This window comes from Marvinbryantia formatexigens DSM 14469 (assembly GCF_025148285.1).
GTDB lineage: Bacteria > Bacillota > Clostridia > Lachnospirales > Lachnospiraceae > Marvinbryantia > Marvinbryantia formatexigens.
The window spans coordinates 4,477,200-4,495,197 of the sequence record NZ_CP102268.1; the positions used below are offsets into that span (position 1 = coordinate 4,477,200).

At 51.5% G+C, this 17,998-nt stretch carries 15 protein-coding genes and 1 tRNA gene; 3 read left to right on the plus strand and 13 right to left on the minus strand.

From position 1 onward, the window contains the following. Positions 1 to 131 precede the first annotated feature (131 nt). Complete coding sequence (gene asnA / locus NQ534_RS20935; protein ID WP_006864485.1) at positions 132 to 1,142, plus strand: aspartate--ammonia ligase; 1,011 nt, start codon at positions 132 to 134, stop codon at positions 1,140 to 1,142. A gap of 132 nt (positions 1,143 to 1,274) precedes the next feature. Continuing rightward, positions 1,275 to 2,243 (plus strand): HAD family hydrolase, encoded by a 969-nt coding sequence (locus NQ534_RS20940; protein ID WP_074680146.1) that lies wholly within the window; start codon positions 1,275 to 1,277, stop codon positions 2,241 to 2,243. Positions 2,244 to 2,362: 119 nt separating this feature from the next. Here the strand turns inward: NQ534_RS20940 and NQ534_RS20945 are convergent, their stop codons facing one another. The 6 genes from NQ534_RS20945 to NQ534_RS20970 all read right to left on the minus strand — a co-directional run bounded on the left by NQ534_RS20945 (position 2,363) and on the right by NQ534_RS20970 (position 8,274). Further along, positions 2,363 to 3,433 carry a branched-chain amino acid aminotransferase gene (locus NQ534_RS20945; protein WP_006864565.1) on the minus strand — a complete coding sequence of 357 codons (1,071 nt, stop codon included), beginning with the start codon at positions 3,431 to 3,433 and terminating at the stop codon, positions 2,363 to 2,365. A 317-nt stretch (positions 3,434 to 3,750) separates the two neighbouring features. Continuing rightward, entirely contained in the window at positions 3,751 to 5,085 is a 1,335-nt protein-coding gene (gdhA, locus tag NQ534_RS20950; RefSeq protein WP_006864567.1) for an NADP-specific glutamate dehydrogenase, read from the minus strand. 369 nt (positions 5,086 to 5,454) lie between these two features. After that, a complete protein-coding gene (locus NQ534_RS20955) occupies positions 5,455 to 6,444 on the minus strand; it encodes an SH3 domain-containing protein (RefSeq protein ID WP_074680143.1) in 990 nt (329 codons plus the stop codon). A gap of 40 nt (positions 6,445 to 6,484) precedes the next feature. Then, positions 6,485 to 6,557: transfer RNA gene (locus NQ534_RS20960), tRNA-Arg, on the minus strand. A 360-nt stretch (positions 6,558 to 6,917) separates the two neighbouring features. Beyond that, complete coding sequence (gene rpsU, locus NQ534_RS20965) at positions 6,918 to 7,094, minus strand: 30S ribosomal protein S21 (RefSeq protein ID WP_006864570.1); 177 nt, start codon at positions 7,092 to 7,094, stop codon at positions 6,918 to 6,920. Positions 7,095 to 7,236: 142 nt separating this feature from the next. Continuing rightward, positions 7,237 to 8,274 (minus strand): zinc-dependent alcohol dehydrogenase family protein, encoded by a 1,038-nt coding sequence (locus NQ534_RS20970; protein WP_040785608.1) that lies wholly within the window; start codon positions 8,272 to 8,274, stop codon positions 7,237 to 7,239. 460 nt (positions 8,275 to 8,734) lie between these two features. Between NQ534_RS20970 and NQ534_RS20975 the strand changes: the two genes are divergently transcribed. Beyond that, complete coding sequence (locus tag NQ534_RS20975; protein WP_006864572.1) at positions 8,735 to 9,868, plus strand: ROK family protein; 1,134 nt, start codon at positions 8,735 to 8,737, stop codon at positions 9,866 to 9,868. A gap of 80 nt (positions 9,869 to 9,948) precedes the next feature. Here the strand turns inward: NQ534_RS20975 and NQ534_RS20980 are convergent, their stop codons facing one another. The 7 genes from NQ534_RS20980 to NQ534_RS21010 all read right to left on the minus strand — a co-directional run bounded on the left by NQ534_RS20980 (position 9,949) and on the right by NQ534_RS21010 (position 17,932). Next, positions 9,949 to 10,305, minus strand: a complete 357-nt coding sequence (locus NQ534_RS20980; protein ID WP_040785606.1) for a SpoVA/SpoVAEb family sporulation membrane protein — start codon at positions 10,303 to 10,305, stop codon at positions 9,949 to 9,951. A 65-nt stretch (positions 10,306 to 10,370) separates the two neighbouring features. Next, positions 10,371 to 11,381 (minus strand): stage V sporulation protein AD, encoded by a 1,011-nt coding sequence (gene spoVAD / locus NQ534_RS20985; protein ID WP_040785613.1) that lies wholly within the window; start codon positions 11,379 to 11,381, stop codon positions 10,371 to 10,373. A gap of 232 nt (positions 11,382 to 11,613) precedes the next feature. Further along, positions 11,614 to 12,555, minus strand: coding sequence for an ABC transporter permease (locus tag NQ534_RS20990; protein WP_006864575.1), 942 nt, complete (start codon positions 12,553 to 12,555; stop codon positions 11,614 to 11,616). Continuing rightward, complete coding sequence (locus NQ534_RS20995) at positions 12,555 to 13,688, minus strand: ABC transporter permease (RefSeq protein ID WP_006864576.1); 1,134 nt, start codon at positions 13,686 to 13,688, stop codon at positions 12,555 to 12,557. Before NQ534_RS20995 ends, NQ534_RS20990 begins: the two co-directional genes overlap by 1 nt. Then, complete coding sequence (locus tag NQ534_RS21000; RefSeq protein WP_006864578.1) at positions 13,681 to 15,249, minus strand: ABC transporter ATP-binding protein; 1,569 nt, start codon at positions 15,247 to 15,249, stop codon at positions 13,681 to 13,683. The genes NQ534_RS20995 and NQ534_RS21000 overlap by 8 nt, the downstream gene beginning before the upstream one ends. A gap of 186 nt (positions 15,250 to 15,435) precedes the next feature. Continuing rightward, positions 15,436 to 16,629: a BMP family lipoprotein gene (locus tag NQ534_RS21005; protein ID WP_006864579.1), complete on the minus strand. Its 1,194-nt coding sequence runs from the start codon at positions 16,627 to 16,629 to the stop codon at positions 15,436 to 15,438. Positions 16,630 to 16,843: 214 nt separating this feature from the next. Further along, positions 16,844 to 17,932 (minus strand): PDDEXK nuclease domain-containing protein, encoded by a 1,089-nt coding sequence (locus tag NQ534_RS21010; protein ID WP_006864581.1) that lies wholly within the window; start codon positions 17,930 to 17,932, stop codon positions 16,844 to 16,846. Positions 17,933 to 17,998 lie beyond the last annotated feature (66 nt).

Genomic DNA, 17,998 nt, shown 5'->3' on the forward strand with positions numbered 1-17,998 from the left:
ACCGCTGCCCTGTCTGCGGAAAATTTGTTTTTCTTGTATTTTCCCGGAAATCTGTTATACTGTGTAAGAAATGAAATTCACATACCGGCTTCCGTATCAGCCGGTACGGCAAGGGAGGATTTTAACAGGATATGGAACATTTGATTATTCCCGAACATTACGAATCGGCACTGAATCTTCACGATACGCAGGTCGCCATCAAAACGGTAAAGGATTTTTTCCAGCAGACGCTGGCGTCCCGGCTGAATCTGCTGCGTGTATCCGCGCCGCTGTTTGTCACCCCGGATTCCGGGCTGAACGACAATTTAAACGGCATAGAACGCCCCGTTTCCTTCGGCATCCGCGAACAGAATGAGAATACCGCAGAAATCGTGCATTCCCTGGCAAAGTGGAAGCGCTATGCGTTGAAGGAGTACGGCTTTGCCCACGGTGAGGGACTGTACACCGATATGAACGCCATCCGCCGGGATGAGGATACCGACAACATCCACTCCATCTACGTGGATCAGTGGGACTGGGAAAAAATCATTTCCCGCGAGGAGCGCACCGTGGACACATTAAAGGAAGTGGTGCGCACCATTTATAAGGTACTGAAAAAGACAGAAAAGTACATGGCGATCCAGTACGATTACATTGAAGAAATTCTTCCGAAGGAAATCTTCTTTATCACCTCGCAGGAACTGGAGGATCTCTATCCGGACTGCACGCCGAAAGAGCGTGAATACCGCATTGTGAAGGAAAAGGGCGCTGTATTTATCATGCAGATCGGCGGTGTACTCGCCTCCGGAGAGCGTCATGACGGCAGAGCGCCGGATTACGATGACTGGGCGTTAAACGGCGATATCATCGTATACTATCCTGTGCTGGATATCGCGCTGGAGCTCTCTTCTATGGGAATCCGTGTAGATGAGGAAAGCCTGCTGCGTCAGCTTGAAATTGCCGGATGCCCGGAGCGCGCGTCGCTCCCCTTCCAGAAGGCAATTCTGGAAAAGGATCTGCCCTATACCATTGGCGGCGGTATCGGACAGTCGCGTATCTGTATGTTCTATCTGCGCAAGGCGCATATCGGCGAAGTACAGGTGTCGCTGTGGCCGGATGATATCGCGGCAAAAGCCAGACAAAACGGCATCCAGCTTTTATAAATACCACTTTTTCCGGTCTTTGCATCGAAATGCAAAGACCGGACTGCTGCACACAACCACCACTGACCTGCAGGGCCTGCCACCGGCAGCTCCCTTCGGATGCATGACAACTAAAAAGAAATGAGGGATTTTATGGACAAAAAAATATACCGGGAGGCATTTGGCTTTCCGGCATTCGTATTGCTTCTGATAGTGCTCGCCGTCCTTATCGACGAGGTTTTTGCCCTGCCGCTGCCCGCTCCGGCGGCGCTGGTCCCGCTCGCTGTCGGCGGCGGTCGTATCTGCTATGATACGCTGCGGGACGTCTGGCGCACACGCACAGTCACGACCGGTATTCTCGTTGTACTTGCGCTGATTGGCTCCATATTCACCGGTGAATTTATGGAGGGCGCGGAGGTTTCCTTTATGATGCTTCTCGGCGAGGCGCTGGAGGATTTCACGATGGAAAAAACAAGGCTGACAGCGGACGCCCTGTTATCCTCCCTTCCCGCCTCGTCGAAAACGGGCGGGCATGCCTCCGGGGAGGGCGGAAATGTGCACCGCCTGGCCGACCGTTTTTCCAGGTATTTTCTGCCTGTGATCCTCGGAATCTGCGCTGTCGTCTTCATCTTTACCCGCGATATTTCGCGCGTGATGTCCATCCTGGTGATTGCCTGCCCCTGCTCCCTGGTGCTCTCCAGTCCGGCGGCGGTATTATCCTGCGTAATCAACGCGGCAAGGCGCGGCATCCTCCTTCCGGACGGCGAGACCGTGGAGCGTCTGGGCGCCGCAAAATCTGTGCAGCCCCTGCCGGAGGGCGGGCTTTACCGCACGGATAACGGTCTGACGCTCGGCTGCTCAGTGGATGCTGACGTCATCTTTTCGGAAAAATGCACCACCGCCAGCCTGTCCTGCGCACTTGCCCTCGCCCACAAAGCGCGCACCATCATTCTGGAGAACATTATCCTGTTCGCCTGCCTTATGAATTTTGCAGGCATCACGCTTTCCAGTCTGGGACTGCTGCCAATGGTGCCCGGTGCTCTTCTTCACAACGCCGCCACCATCTGCGTATTGCTCAATTCCATCCGGCTCGTCCGCTGGGAACCGCAGGCAAAGCGCTGAAATCTGCCGGGCACACCGGCAGCTCCCTTCAAATGCCTGGCAATTAAAAATGACACCCCGCGGGGTGCCATTTTTTTACGTACCGGATATTTTCTTTCCACGGGATATTTTCCCGCAGGTTATTTTACTTCAACTGTCCAGCCGTGCTTGTCCTCCAGCTTTCCGAGCTGGATACCGGTTACGGTGTCATACAGCTTCTGGCTGACTTCTCCGATGCCGCCGTCAGCAATCTGGAATACGTCGTTCTCATAGCGCAGATGTCCAACCGGGGAGATAACGGCTGCCGTACCGGAACCCCATACCTCTTCCAGCGTTCCGTTCTTTGCCGCTTCTACCAGCTCGTCCACCGAAATGCGGCGCTCCTCCACCGGAAGCCCCCACTCTTTGCAGAGCTGGATGCAGGTATTTCTGGTAACACCCGGAAGAATACTTCCGTTCAGCATCGGTGTCACCACAGTGCCGTTAATCTTAAAAAAGATGTTCATCGCGCCCACTTCTTCGATGTATTTTCTTTCCACGCCGTCCAGCCAGAGCACCTGAGAATAGCCCTCATCATGTGCCTTGATCTGCGCCGCCAGGGAAGCCACATAGTTTCCGCCGGTCTTTGCCTCGCCGATGCCGCCTCTTACGGCTCTTACATACTCATCCTCGATCCAGATTTTCACAGGATTCAGTCCCTCCGGATAGTACGCGCCTACCGGTGAGAGAATGATGATGAATTTATAGGTATCTGACGGACGTACGCCGAGGAACGGATCCGTCGCGATAACAAACGGGCGGATGTAAAGAGAAGTGCCCGGCTTTGTCGGAATCCATGCCGCATCCACCTTTACCAGTGTTTTTATGGCATTCAGGAAGTCGTCCTCCGGAATCTTCGGGATTTCCAGACGCTTATTGGAATTATTTGCACGCTCAATGTTTTTGTCCGGGCGGAACAGCAGGATTCTTCCGTCCTCTGTCTTATATGCCTTCAGACCTTCAAACATTTCCTGCCCATAGTGAAACACCATTGCGGACGGATCAAGAGAAATCGGCTGATACGGCATAATCTCCGGGTCATGCCATCCCTGTCCCTTTGTATACTCCATTACATACATATGGTCCGTAAAAATAGTACCAAATACCAGCGGATTATCCTCCGTCGGAAGAGGCTTCGGGTTTGTTGTTTTTGTGATTTTGATATCTAACATAATTTTTCCTCCTCATCGCATGGCAGCTTTTTCTGCAGGCGTACCGTGCATTTTCTTATTTCTAATTATTCTCTCTTTGCCGGATAATGTCAAGCGCTTTCTGCGACAAATACCGGGAACCATAACAGTCCATTACTGCTCACTCCATTCACAGCAGATGCAAAACGTCCCGCATGACAGACACCGTCGTCTGGCAGGCGGGAACATTTCACTGAACCTTTTTCTGTTACTGTTCACGTCGTTCACAGTAACCTTTTTCTCTCTCTTCTGCGGACTTGCAGGTATCTGCTCCGTCCGCATCACAAAAGACATGTCTTTTATACGATACCCTGTGCTGTCATAGCATTTACAACCTTCTCAAAGCCCGCGATGTTAGCACCTGCCACATAGTTGCCCGGCATTCCGTATCTCTCGGCTGCGTCTGCGATATTATGTGTGATATTGATCATAATCTGCTGCAGCTTCGCATCTACTTCCTCGAAGGACCAGCTCAGCCTCTCGCTGTTCTGGGACATTTCCAGAGCGGAGGTAGCAACGCCGCCCGCATTTGCCGCCTTGCCCGGTGCAAAGATTACGCCGTTTGCCTGCAGATACTCGGTCGCTTCCAGCGTGGTCGGCATGTTCGCGCCCTCGCATACTGCGGTAACGCCGTTTGCCACAAGCTGTTTTGCATCGTCAAGAAGCAGCTCGTTCTGGGTTGCGCACGGAAGAGCAAGGTCTACCTTAATGGTCCATACGCCTCTGCCCTCGTGATACTCGGAATTCGGACGATAGTTTTTGTACTCTGTCAGACGAGCACGCTTTACTTCCTTGATTTCCTTCAAAGCCGCCACATCGATGCCTTCCGGATCGTATACCCAGCCGGTGGAATCGGAGCAGGTGAGCACCTTCACGCCAAGCTCCTGCGCCTTCTGAATCGCGTAGATCGCCACGTTTCCGGAACCGGAAACTGCCGCCGTCATACCGCTGATTTCCTTACCGTTAATCTTCAGAATCTCCTGTGTCAGATACAGAAGACCATAGCCGGTCGCCTCTGTTCTTGCAAGAGAGCCGCCGTAGGAAAGACCTTTTCCGGTCAGCACACCCTCATACAGTCCTTTAATTCTCTTGTACTGTCCGAACATATAGCCAATCTCACGCGCGCCGGTACCGATATCGCCCGCCGGTACGTCGGTGTCCGCACCGATATATTTGCAGAGCTCTGTCATAAAGCTCTGGCAGAATGCCATAACCTCTCTGTCTGATTTGCCCTTCGGATCGAAATCAGAACCGCCCTTGCCGCCGCCGATCGGCAGACCTGTGAGGGAATTTTTGAAAATCTGCTCGAAGCCAAGGAATTTGATGATACCAAGGTTTACGGACGGATGGAGACGGAGACCTCCCTTGTACGGTCCGATCGCGCTGTTAAACTGTACACGGTAACCGGTGTTTACCTGAACCTGTCCTTTATCATCTACCCACGGAACGCGGAATTTAATCTGTCTCTCCGGCTCGACCAGACGCTCCAGCAGGGCATCCTTTCTGAATTTCTCTTCATTTGCTTCCACAACAACTCTCAGGGATTCCAGAACCTCTTTCACTGCCTGGTGGAATTCCGGCTCTGCAGGATTTTTCTTCACAACCTGCTCAATTACCTCATCAACGTATGACATTTCATTCTCCTCCTTAAATCGTTTCTGGGATGTCTCTCTTCAGCCGCCGCTGTCCGTGCAGGCGCAGTCTTCTTAAAACGGCAGAACAGAAAAATGCAGGCGGAACAGGTCCGTCTGCATTTTGTGACATCTTTGTCCATCTATTTTATTATATACTGACTTCTTTTTCATGACAAGATTTTTTTCATGATTGTCACTTTGAATAAAATAGATAATGTCTATTCATTTTTTTGATTAAACTCCGGATAATCATCCTCTGATCCGGAAACAGAATCCTAACAGTTTGCCGTAGTCTCTTCAGCCAAAAGCACCCGCCGGACTGTCATAGCCTCTCCAGCCGAAAGCAACGCCCCTGCCGGTTTGCCGCCGTCAAGCTGCATTTCCGGGAGCAAAATCATCCGACAGATCTGTCGTCTCCGTGCTTTCTGTCTCCTGCTGGACAGAAAGGAACTCGCTCTTGATATAAGCCGTCTGCCCGTTGTAATCGACCTGCGTCCAGCCATCCTCCGTCTCACCCGTCTTTGTGATGGTCTCACCGATATACAGCACACCAAGCACATCGCATTCCGTATTCGGCTCCGTGCGGATATTGCACTCGTCAATCGCCACCATCACGCTGCCGTCTGCGGCGGATTCCCCGTCAGCCGTCGTCTCATCCGTGCTGCCCTCCTGCGAACTTCCATACTGGCTCATAAATTCCTTCAGCGCCGGGTCGGAATTCTCCGCCTCATCACACTCCTGGCGCACAGAAGCAATCAGATCCTGCACCTCGGTGGTTTTGCGCGTTTCCTCCAGAAATGCCTCGGTATCCGCATCGCCGGCATAATCGTAAATATACAGACTTCCCTGGTCGTCGCTCTTTAAGTAATACTGTGTCAGACTCGGCACCAGCGTATCGATGTCCTGCACCTTTCCGTTGTAACAGACATACACCACATACTCCCCGTCTGCAAGCCCCTGCCGGGAGTAGGTCCGGATGTCCTCATAGCGCTCCACATATCCGCCGGTCAGCTCCTCCAGCTCCTGTTCCGTCAGAGAAGGGTCCAGCTTCTGCAGTGTCTCGGTATCTCCGTTCGTCCGTGCGGAGTAATAGGAGGTCATCGCTGTCAGCACCTTGCCGTCATTCTCCTGCAGCACACCCGTCTGCGCAGCCGGCTCAGTCTCCACAATCACATCTTTTGTGGTTTCCGCCTGCGTCTCAGACTCTGTCTGCTGCAGATCCGCCACCGGACTTTTTCCCGATGCAATATTGCTGATTGCCCGGATGCCGACCACCGCAACCGCCAGGACAAGAATCAGTGCCAGACCGAGCAGTATATAGCGCAGATTATCGGAAATCCACTCTCTGATATCATCCATATTCCCTTCCTCCCGTTTTATATTTTTTTCCAATTTAAAACGCACCTGGAGGGATTCGAACCCCCGACACGTGGTACCGGAAACCACTGCTCTATCCCCTGAGCTACAGGTGCATAATACGGTACATCTGTACCTTTAGATACAATACTACAAAATGCACAAAAAGTCAAGAAATTTCCCGCACGATGATAAAATTCCGCAGAATTTCAGTTATTGTTCAAGTAAGGACTTTGCATTCACTGCGACGCGCAGCTAGTCCTGTGGGCAAAGTCCGTAAGAAAGTGATACAGGTGTGAGCAAATCCCATTCGCGGAGCGAATTTCAAATGGATTTGCGAATGTTACTGTGAACGACGTGAACAGTAACGAATATCAGCCATGCGGGAAAACGGGAAAGCAGGCTGTGCAGGTTTTCCTGCCTGCTGGACAGCTACAAAATTCCCGGTCCACAGACCGGGAATTCATTTTTGCACATTAGTTAAATTTACGTTTGCGAGCTGCTTCGGATTTCTTTTTGCGTCTTACACTCGGCTTCTCGTAATGCTCTCTCTTACGAATCTCCTGCTGAATGCCAGCTTTCGCGCAGTTTCTTTTGAAACGGCGTAATGCGCTGTCCAAAGTCTCGTTTTCTTTAACGATTACATTTGACATAGTCTCACACCTAACCTCCCTCCAGTTGCAGATTGTGCATAATACAACTGTGGGTATTTTTTATTGCACTGAAATTATTATACCCAGTTTCCGTCCATACGTCAAGAGCTTTTAAAAAAAATGACGTTTTCTTATCCGTGACTTATCCGTGCGGATGCACCACCACTTTGATGGACTCGCTGCTCATCTGCATATGGATGGCGTCCTCCAGATGATAGAGGTCGTAGGTGTGCGTAATCAGCTTCTCTATTTCCAGCCGCTGCGCATTAATCAGATTGACCGCTCTCTGGTGCGTATCTGGATTAATCCGGGAACCTCTGACAGTCAGTTCCTTTCTGTACATCTCAAACAGCGGCAGCGGAATCGTCGCATCGACCGCCGGTACGCTGAACAGCATTATCATGGCGCCAGGACCGGCGGCTTCAACTGCCTGCTCTGCCGCAAACGGTCTGCCCACGCATTCAATCACGACATCGGCGCCGTCCTCACCGGTGAGGCTTCTCACCGTTTCCGCCACATTCTCATGAAGCGGATCAATCACCGCATCTGCCCCGACGGAAAGTCCGATATGACGGCGCATTTCCATCGGTTCACTTAAAATGACCGGCGAAGCTCCTTTTAATCTGGCAAGCTGTACGACCAGAAGACCAATGGGACCTCCGCCTATCACAAGCACGCTCTGCCCCTGCTGGATATCGCAGAGGTCAACGCCGTGAATGGCGCAGGCAAGCGGCTCTGCCATCGCACCCACGTCAAATGGAATTTCCTTCTTCAGCAGGAAGCACTGTGTATCCGGCACCACGGAATACTCCGCAAAGCCTCCGTTTACGTTCACGCCCAGGGCAAACAGATGCTCGCAGTTCTGCTTCTTTCCCATTTTACAGGGTCTGCACTTTCCGCAGTAAATATTCGGGTCGACCGTCACATGGTCGCCCGCCTGCACCTCTGTCACCGCAGCGCCTGTCTCCACCACGATGCCCGCATATTCATGTCCCAGGACCACCGGCGGCTTCACCTCCGCCGAGCCCTTCTCCCCGTGATAAATATGCACGTCCGTCCCGCATATTCCGGCGGACATATTTTTCACCAGCACCTCATGCGGCTGCAGCGGCGCAAAGCTCATATCCCTTACTTCAAATTTCTGAGGCTGGTCCGCCCCGGTAAAAAATGTTCCCTTCATCTTCCTGTCCCCTTTATCTTTCTTTACTTTTATAAAAATCTTTTCTATAATATATACTATATCACAGACGTTTTTCATTGCAACTGGCAAAACGACGCTTTTCTTTGGACACTATCGCCAATATTTTCCCCTGTTTTGTAAAAATCCCCGCCTCCGTTTTGTCAATATACTTGTTATATCTCCTCTTCTATATTATAATGATACCAGGGTCAAAAGGTCGAAAATCCGATGCGAGCTTGCTCGCAAGAGGATTTTTGAACTTGGGACCCGCCAAAAACATGAATAAGTAGCCATTTTTCGAAGAAAAATGAGCGGATTATGAATGTTTTTGAGGATTGCGAGAGTACGAAGTACGGAGCAATCCGGTATCACAGGGGCCAAAATACCTTTTGACCCCAACATCTTATAATATCATTATCATAATATCGTTATCCGCCATCCGGATGACAGGGAGGATTGCATGAGTATTACTACCACGGAAATCAGAAAATTAAACTGCAATATGGTCTACCGGATGATTTATGAAAATGACGGCGTCTCAAAGGACATGATGTCCCGCACTCTTCATTTCAGCCTGCCTACAATATCCCAGAATCTGAAAACGCTGCTGGCGGAAAATAAAATCTGCCGCAGCTCCGACCGGACGATTACCGGCGGACGTCCCGCCGTTCTCTATAAATTCAATGCCAGCGCCCGCATCGCCATCGGAGTGGAGGTGCTCGCGGAACGTCTCCACATCGCAGCTGTCAATCTGCGCGGGGAAATTCTCCGGGAGGATACGCTCGATATCAGCTTTCTGGCGGACGCGACCTACTTTTCCATCTTCGGCGCCTGGGCGGACCGTTTTATCCGCTCCCTCGCCTGCAGTCCGTCAGACATTCTCGGCATTACCGTCGCGCTCCAGGGAATCATCGCGGCGGACGGGGAGCACATCATGTACGGAAAAATCTTAAACAGCAGTTCCTTTTCCCGCTCCGATTTTGCCCGCCATTTTTCCCTGCCGCTGTCCCTGATACACGACGCGGAAGCGGCGGCGATCGCGGAGCACTGGTACAATCCCGCCCTGGAAAATGCCGTCTATCTGTCTCTCAATCCGTTTTTGGGCTCCGCCATAATCAGCCGGGGCAGCGTGCTGCATCTGCCGCAGCTCAGCAGCGGGACCATCGAGCATATGACGCTCCACCCGGACGGCAGGCTCTGCTACTGTGGAAAACGCGGCTGCGCAGACGCTTACTGCTCCGCAAACAGCCTTCTCGGCAGCGCCGCGGAAAATCTGCCCGGCTTTTTCCAGCATGTCTGCGAAGGAAATATCCGCGCCGTGCAGATCTGGCACAATTATCTGCGGGAGCTCGCACTGCTGATTGACAATCTGCGGATGGTCATGGGGTCTGATATCGTGATTGGCGGTCTGCTGGCAAAATACTTTACAGCGGAGGACCTGCAGTACCTCAAAAACAGCGTACTAGCCTACACCACCTTCAAAACGGTCGATTTCCAGCTCTGCACGGGGTATCACGCAGAAAAAGCGGCGCTGATCGGCGCCGCCATCACACGGATATACAGTTATCTGAAAGAAGAAGCCCTCATCCCCTGAGACCGCCTCTTTTCCCTGGAGCCCGTCACTTCCCTGCTCCTGCACTTTTGACCCGGCCGCCCAGGGAAAACGCCTCTCAATCACTTCTTCATTTTGGGCTGGCAGAGCAGGCTTGCAATATAGGAAAAAATCAGCGCCGCCCCGATTCCGGCGGCTCCGGCTGTAAATCCGCCCTTAAACAGCCCGATAAAGCCTTCCTTATCGACTGCTTCTCTCATACCTTCCCAGATCGTGTTTCCAAAGCCGAGCAGGGGAACGCTTGCTCCCGCACCCGCAAACTCCTGGAATGGTTTATAGATGCCAAGTGCGCCGAGAATCGTTCCTGTCACTACCAGCATTACCATAACACGCCCCGGCAGCAATTTCGTTTTATCAAGCAGAATCTGCACCAGTGCGCAGACCAGTCCTCCTACCCAGAAAGCGGTAATATAATCCATCATGATTCCTCCAAGTTATTTTTTGATGCCGTCCGTCAAAGCACAGCCTCCGCAGCGCCGACGCCTCAGCAGTGCTCAATGACGACCGCATGAGCGATTCCCGGCACGCTCTGCCCTTCGTTGAAGCTCACCGTGGAGAGCAGCGCACCGGTCGGCACAAACAGCACCCGCTTCCAGACGCCCTTACAGATTTTCGGCAGAATCAGCGCCGCAAGCGTCACCGCCGAGCAGCCGCAGCCGCTTCCGCCGGAATGCGTATCCTGCGTCTCGCGGTCATAAATCTCGATGCCACAGTCCATATGCACTCCGGCAATATCAAAGCCCTTTTCCTTTAACAGGTCATGCAAAATCGTCTGTCCCACATATCCGAGGTCTCCGGTGATAATTTTATCATAATCCGATGGCTGCCGGTTAAAATCCATCAGATTCTGATAAATGGTGTCACATGCCGCCGGAGCCATGCAGGCGCCCATATTCAGAGAATCCTTTACGCCGAAATCCACCACCTTTCCCGTGGTAATCCCGGTGATACGCGCATGTCCGCCCTTCTGTCCCAGAATAAAGGCTCCGCTGCCTGTGACGGTCCAGGTCGCCGCCAGCGGACGCTGGTTTCCGTATCCCAGCGGAAAGCGGAACTGCTTCTCCGCACTCGCAAAGTGGCTGGAGGTGATCGCCGCCGCGTAATCAGAAAAGCCTCCCGCCACCGCCATCGCGGCAAGCGAAAGTGCTTCCCCGCAGGTGGAGCAGGCGCCGTACAGTCCGAACAGCGGAATATCCAGGTTTTCCATACCAAAGGAGGTGGCAATCAGCTGTCCCAGGAGATCGCCGCCAAACAGATAGCGCACCTGCGACGGAAAGAGCCCGGAATGCTGCAGCGCCAGCTTCATCGCCTCATTCTGCATCGTGCTCTCCGATTTTTCCCAGTTGTCCTCGCCAAAGCGGTCATCGCTGCAGATTAAATCAAATGCGTCCGCCAGCGGTCCCTCCCCCTCTTTCTTCCCTGCCACAGAGGAAGAACCGATGATGTGCGGCGCCCTGTCAAACTGTATACTCTGTTTTCCCGTCATCTGCTTCATCATTTCCACACCCTTTCCGCATTGTCCCCTTCCATGCTTATCATCCCTGCAGGACCTGCCACCGACAGCTTCCTGCGGATGCATGGCTGCTAAAGTCGTATGCATGGCAGCAAAAAAGGAGACACCCTGTTTCCGTTAGTGTCTCCTCTTCTCTCTCTTTTATACATAAACTTTCATTTTGAAAGCGTATGATGCAAAAAAGCCGAAATAGCCTGAAGTAAGTGTCTTATGGCTACCGCTGCCCCTTATCGTAGGGAATACCCTCCGCTTTCGGCGCCCTGGATTTTCCGGAAGTGAAGGCAAGCACTACCAGAGAAATAATGTAGGGCAGCATATTGTAAATGGTGCTCGGAAGCTTCAACGCAACCAGCGCCGGAAATCCGGTGTACACGTTGGACAGCGCGCGGAACAGTCCGAACAAAAGCGCCGCAAAACCGATGTTTACCGGCTTCCACTGTCCGAAAATCATAACGGCAAGCGCCAGGAAGCCAAAGCCCGCCACGCCGTTCTCAAATTTCCATTCGCTCACGCCCGCCGTGATATACACGATGCCGCCAAGACCGCCGAGCATACCGGAAATCAGCACGCCCGCATAGCGCATCTTGTAAACATTGATGCCGACCGAATCCGCCGCCTGCGGATGCTCGCCGCACGCCCGCAGACGAAGCCCGAATTTTGTTTTATAAAGCACAATGTAGGACACCACCAGCGCAACCGCCGCAATCAGCATGAACCAGTTAAATTCAAACCCGCCGATGCGCACCAGGAACGCCTTTTTGCTTTCAATGTAGGTGATGGTGGAGGACACGTTGTCCTTGCTCTCCGCCATATTGATTGCTCTTACGATTACGACTGCCGCCGCCGTACCGAGCAGGTTCAGCGCGGTTCCCGCCAGCGTCTGGTCGGCTTTGAAATTGATTGCCGCCACCGCCAGCAGAAGCGAGTAGAGCATCCCGACAAGCACCGCCGCCGCGATAACCAGCACGATCATGACGATTGCCGGTACCGTCGCCGGCACAAATTTCAGCATCAGCGCCCCGCCGAGCGCTCCCATAACCATAATGCCCTCTAATCCGATATTAATAACGCCGCTGTGCTCGGAGAAGCACCCGCCCAGCGCTACCAGAATCAGAACGGAAGCAAATATTAATGTGTATTGAATTAAAAGCAGCATTATGCTTCGCCTCCTTTCTGTCCCTGCGCCGCGCGCTTTTCATCCCGTTTGTCCAGAACCCGGTTCAGCCAGAGCTTAAAGAAGAACACAAAGCCGCACAGGTAAATAATCAGCGCGGAAATCAGATCTGAGATCTGCGCACAGTACATCGACTTGTCCACGTACGCACCGCCGCTGGTAATGTGCTGGATAAAGTAAGAAGAAAAAATCGCGCCAATCGGATGCAGACCGCCTAAAAACGCTGCCGCAATTCCGTTAAAGCCCATGCCCGGAACGCTTGTCTGCGTAACCGCCCACTGCTCCACGCCGGTCAGGTAGAAAAATGCCGCACCCATCCCGGCAAGCGCACCGGAAATCGCCATTGTGAGAATGATGTTGTACTTCTCGCGCATACCGCAGTATTTCGCCGCCTGCTTGTTCAGACCGGTCGCCTTCAGCTCGTAGCCCAGCTTCGTCTTCTCCAGAAGCACCCACACCAGTATCGCCACCACGACCGCCAGCGGAAGCGCGATCGTCACATACTTATTGTTGGCAAAAAGAGCCGACAGCCCTGCGGACGGAATCAGCGCGCCCGGATTTTTCGCTGTCAGAGACTCCGAATACGGGCTGGAAGCATCCTTCACCGTGGAGAGCAGCATATTTACCACATACAGGGCGATCCAGTTCAGCATGATGCAGGAGATTACTTCGTTTACATTGCAGTATGCCTTTAAAAGACCGGAGATAGCCGCCAGCGCTGCACCCACGACCACCGCCGCCAGAATGCAGACATACCACGGAAGATTCCATGCCAGTGCACAGTAAAGACATGCGCCCGCGCCCGCCACATACTGTCCTGCCGCGCCGATGTTGAAAAGACCCACCTTATAGGCAAACAACACCGACAGCGAGCACAGAAGCAGCGGAGCTGTTTTTACCAGCGTGCTTCCGAAATACTGCAGCGCCTTCACCTTCGTCGGATAATACATAAAGTTTTTCAGAATCGAGATAATCGCCTTGCCCGCGCCCGCCGGATTGATGAGCAGCAGAACAATATAGCCGACCAGAAGACCTATCAGGATACATGCCAGCGATGCGATCAGCGACTGGAACGCGCCGTTGCGCAGGAGACTTTTCTTTTCTTTTTTATTCATTTTTGCCGCCTCCCTTCTTTGCGCCCGCCATATACAGTCCCAGCTCTTCCACCGTGACCTTCTTCGGGTCAAATTCTCCGACGATCTCTCCCTCGTACATCACGAGGATACGGTCGGATACGTTCATTACCTCGTCCAGCTCCAGACTGATGAGCAGCACGCCCTTTCCGGCGTCGCGCTGCGCCACAAGCTGGCTGTGGATATATTCGATTGCGCCGACATCCAGACCTCTCGTCGGCTGTACAGCGATCAGCAGCTCCGGATTTTTGTCAATCTCGCGGGCAATAATCGCCTTCTGCTGGTTTCCGCCCGACATGGAGCGCGCCAGCGTGACCGGTCCCTGCCCGGAGCGCACATCGTACTGCTCAATCAGCCGCTCCGCGTAAGAGTGGATTTCTTTTTTCTTTAAAAAGCCCGCCTTATTGGTGAACTGCGGCTCAAAATACCGCTGCAGCACCATATTGTTTTCCAGCGTATAGTCCAGCACCAGACCATGTTTGTGACGGTCCTCCGGGATATGGCTCATCCCCATCATGGAACGCTTCCGGATAGGCGCATGGGTGATATCCTCGCCGTTCAGCTTTATGGTACCGGATTTAAGCGGCTCCAGCCCGGAAAGTCCGTAAACAAATTCTGTCTGTCCGTTGCCGTCGATGCCCGCAATGCAGACGATCTCGCCACGGCGCACCTGCATACTGACATTGTTCACCGCATTGTTTTTGTGCCGCTTTGACGCCACCGTCATTCCCTGGATATCCAGCACGACCTCGCCCGGCTTTGCGTCCTTTTTCTCCACGGCAAAGCTTACGTTCCTTCCGACCATCATGGCGGACAGTTTTTCCGGCGTTGTGTCCTTCGTCTCCACCGTCCCCACGTATTTTCCTTTTCTGAGCACGGTACAGCGGTCAGAAACCTGCATGATCTCCGCAAGCTTGTGCGTGATAAACAGAATACTCTTTCCCTCCGCCGCCAGATTCTTCATAATCGACATCAGCTCCTGAATCTCCTGCGGAGTGAGCACTGCCGTCGGCTCGTCAAAAATCAGGATCTCGTTATCCCGGTACAGCATCTTCAGAATCTCTGTGCGCTGCTGCATACCGACTGTGATATCCTCGATAAGGGCGTCCGGCTCCACCTGCAGACCGTATTTTTCCGACAGCGCCATTACCTTTTTCCGCGCCTCATCCTTCTGCAGGAAGCCTCCCTTCGTCGTCTCCACACCAAGGATGATATTATCCAGGACACTGAAGCATTCTACCAGCTTAAAATGCTGATGCACCATGCCGATGCCAAGGTCGTTCGCATCGTTCGGGTCTTTGATTTCCACCTTTTTCCCGTCCTTGCGGATTTCTCCCTCCTCCGGCTGGTACAGCCCGAAAAGAACGCTCATCAGCGTGGATTTTCCCGCACCGTTCTCTCCAAGAAGCGCATGGATCTCACCTTTCTTTAACTGCAGGGTGATATTATCATTTGCTACAATGCCCGGAAACCGTTTTGTAATGCCAAGCATTTCGATAGCATAATTTTCCAATGTCACCTTCCCCCTTCCTCTCTCGCACATGTCTTTATTCTATCATAGATTTTACAGAATTTAAAGAAAAAATAATAAAACTTTTATGCAAATTAACAACTAAAAAACGTCCACCGGACGTTTTTGTCGTATGCATGGCAACGAAAAAGCACCGCTCTGCGGCGGTATTCCGCCGCTTTGCGATGCCTGCATTCCCGGTTACGGAAAATTTCTGATTTATTTAATGTTTCCGAGGTCGTTTACCGTGATCGCTGTCTCCGGCATGGTCTCGATGTTGTTGTCAACCGTAATGTCGCCTGCTACCATAGAAGCTACCAGTGCTTTGTAGTCGTCCTGCGTGAAGGTGTCGCACCACTGTGTGCTCTCAAGCGGGAGCTGTACATAGTTCTCTTCCGGATTCTCAGATACCAGACCCAGGTTGTCGATCTTTCCTACGTAATCTGCCCAGGTATCTTCCAGAACGATTGCGGAAAGCAGTGTGTTTACGGTCGGAGCAAGACCCTTCATTGCGGAGGTGATTGTCATGCCCTCAGCGTATGCATCAATAACCGGAGCCTGATCAGAGTCAACACCGATTACTTTTCCGCCAACCTTAGCTGCTGCTTCTGCTGCAGAGGTGTAGATACCGCCGCCGCATGCGAATACAACTTCTACGCCGTTCGTAGAATACCAGGTATCCATCGCCGCTGTAATATCAGCATCGCCGTAGAACTGTCCGCCGTATGCGTATTCTACCGTTACCTCATCCTCGATACCAAGCTCTACAGCCGCTGCGTTTGCACCCTGCACATAACCGAAGCCATAGCGGATAACTGCCGGTACGGACATACCACCCAGGAAGCCGAGGTGCTTATAGCCCATCTTTACTGCCGCATAGCCTGCCATGTAGCCCGGAAGCTCTTCCTGATAGATTGCGCAGTAGGTATTTTCTACATTATAAACCTCAGAGAGATCAACATCCGTCTGATCGCCGCGAAGATCTGCCTCAGACATATCCAGCGCGATGAATTTTACATCCGGGTAAGCCGGGGATTCTTCTCTGAGGGTAGCGCCGAACAGATAACCCGGAAGTACGATGATATTGTACCCTTCCGCACATGCCTGGTCTACCGCTGCGATACGCGCTTCGTCGGAGTCGCTGTCCGGTTTGTAGTAGTTGAAATCTACGCCGTTTGCCTCTGCGAATGCCTTGCAGGCTTCGTAGGTCGTCTGGTTGAAAGACTGGTCCGTGATATCACCGGAGTCTGTAACCATTGCGATCTTGTAGGTCTCGCCGGAAGTGGTTGTCTCTGTTTCATTCTGAATAACGCTGGAGGTATCTGCCTCTGTAGCTGTCTCCTTCGCGCTGCATGCTGTAGCAGACAATAACATTGCACCTGCAAGTACCGCTGCCATAAGTTTCTTTTTCATGAATCTTTCCCTCCTTTAGTGATTAACAATAGTAGTATTATAGTACCATTTTTTCAGAATATTAGCAAGCAATATTTCCCTGCCTGTAAAATTTTTCGCAAAGCAAAGCCTGTTTCTCTGGATAAGCAGCCTTTCCACAAATATCCGGTAATGTCAAGGCTGAACTCAGCGCTATAAAATACAATATTTCCAATGCCTTTCTTATCCCATCTACTCATTCCTGCAGCGCAGGATGCTGCATATAAAATATCTCTTTCTGCCGCTCAATCTCAGTCCTAAGTTGCTCTTTTGTTGGCAGGTAGGTCAAATACTTTGACATAAACAGCCTATCGTTATCATGCAGCACAGAATATCGGGCAATGTCCTCATCTGTTTCTGTACAAAGCAGGATTCCAAGAGTAGGATTATCTCCCTCTTTGCACTTTAACTCATCGTACATACGGACATACATATCAATCTGACCCACATCCTGATGCGTAATTTTCCCCATTTTCAAATCAATCAGCACATAACACTTCAGCTCAATATTATAAAACACCAGATCAATGAAATAATCCTCTGTTTCTGTGACGATATGCTGCTGTCTCGCAACAAAGGCAAAGCCTCTTCCCATTTCCATAAGGAAGTCACGGATATGGGACAGGATTGCGGTCTCAAGATCATTTTCAAGATAAGTGTCTTCATTCTTAAATCCGAGAAATTCCGCAATCACCGGACTTTTCAGCAATTCAAAATTATTTCTTTGATATTTGTTTGTCTTCTGCTTCATTTCTGAAATTACTTCTTCCTTCTTAGGAGCCTGAAGAAGCCGATAGTAGTATTGTGTTCCGATATTTCTATCCAGTGTCCTAACACCCCAACCTTCGTGAGCTGCCTCATTCATGTACCATAATCTTGCTTTTTCATCCGGCACACGAAGGAGTGTTCTGAAATGAGACCAACTTAAATTGTGAACACACGTGTTCACAATCTCTTCATCTGGAAACAACAAATAAAATTTTCTATAATATTGAAGATTTCTTTTTGAATAACTGGTACCATATTCTGCTGTAAGTTCATAAGCCAGCGTATCCATAAGCGCCTTGCCATATTCCGCCCTGTTTTCTCCATTCTGTTCCTGTTCTACAATCCGCTTCCCGATCTGCCAATAGGTTAGAACCGATGCCTTATTTACAGCGTTATATGCCTGTTTCCTGCCGACCGATATAATATCTTTTATATCGGAAATCATCGTCTGAAACCTGTCATCAACACAATTTTTCTGTACTAATCTGCCTGATTCGTTCAACAACTCTTTCTCCATATTACCCCTCTATTTCTGCAATAATCTTGTCAATCTCATCCCGAAGTATCTGTTCACGCGCCACTA

Coding starts and splice junctions, on each gene's coding strand:
- asnA (WP_006864485.1), top strand. CDS start 132: ATGGAACATTTGATTATTCCCGAACATTACGAATCGGCACTGAATCTT.
- NQ534_RS20940 (WP_074680146.1), top strand. CDS start 1,275: ATGGACAAAAAAATATACCGGGAGGCATTTGGCTTTCCGGCATTCGTA.
- NQ534_RS20945 (WP_006864565.1), bottom strand. CDS start 3,433: ATGTTAGATATCAAAATCACAAAAACAACAAACCCGAAGCCTCTTCCG.
- gdhA (WP_006864567.1), bottom strand. CDS start 5,085: ATGTCATACGTTGATGAGGTAATTGAGCAGGTTGTGAAGAAAAATCCT.
- NQ534_RS20955 (WP_074680143.1), bottom strand. CDS start 6,444: ATGGATGATATCAGAGAGTGGATTTCCGATAATCTGCGCTATATACTG.
- rpsU (WP_006864570.1), bottom strand. CDS start 7,094: ATGTCAAATGTAATCGTTAAAGAAAACGAGACTTTGGACAGCGCATTA.
- NQ534_RS20970 (WP_040785608.1), bottom strand. CDS start 8,274: ATGAAGGGAACATTTTTTACCGGGGCGGACCAGCCTCAGAAATTTGAA.
- NQ534_RS20975 (WP_006864572.1), top strand. CDS start 8,735: ATGAGTATTACTACCACGGAAATCAGAAAATTAAACTGCAATATGGTC.
- NQ534_RS20980 (WP_040785606.1), bottom strand. CDS start 10,305: ATGGATTATATTACCGCTTTCTGGGTAGGAGGACTGGTCTGCGCACTG.
- spoVAD (WP_040785613.1), bottom strand. CDS start 11,381: ATGAAGCAGATGACGGGAAAACAGAGTATACAGTTTGACAGGGCGCCG.
- NQ534_RS20990 (WP_006864575.1), bottom strand. CDS start 12,555: ATGCTGCTTTTAATTCAATACACATTAATATTTGCTTCCGTTCTGATT.
- NQ534_RS20995 (WP_006864576.1), bottom strand. CDS start 13,688: ATGAATAAAAAAGAAAAGAAAAGTCTCCTGCGCAACGGCGCGTTCCAG.
- NQ534_RS21000 (WP_006864578.1), bottom strand. CDS start 15,249: ATGTGCGAGAGAGGAAGGGGGAAGGTGACATTGGAAAATTATGCTATC.
- NQ534_RS21005 (WP_006864579.1), bottom strand. CDS start 16,629: ATGAAAAAGAAACTTATGGCAGCGGTACTTGCAGGTGCAATGTTATTG.
- NQ534_RS21010 (WP_006864581.1), bottom strand. CDS start 17,932: ATGGAGAAAGAGTTGTTGAACGAATCAGGCAGATTAGTACAGAAAAAT.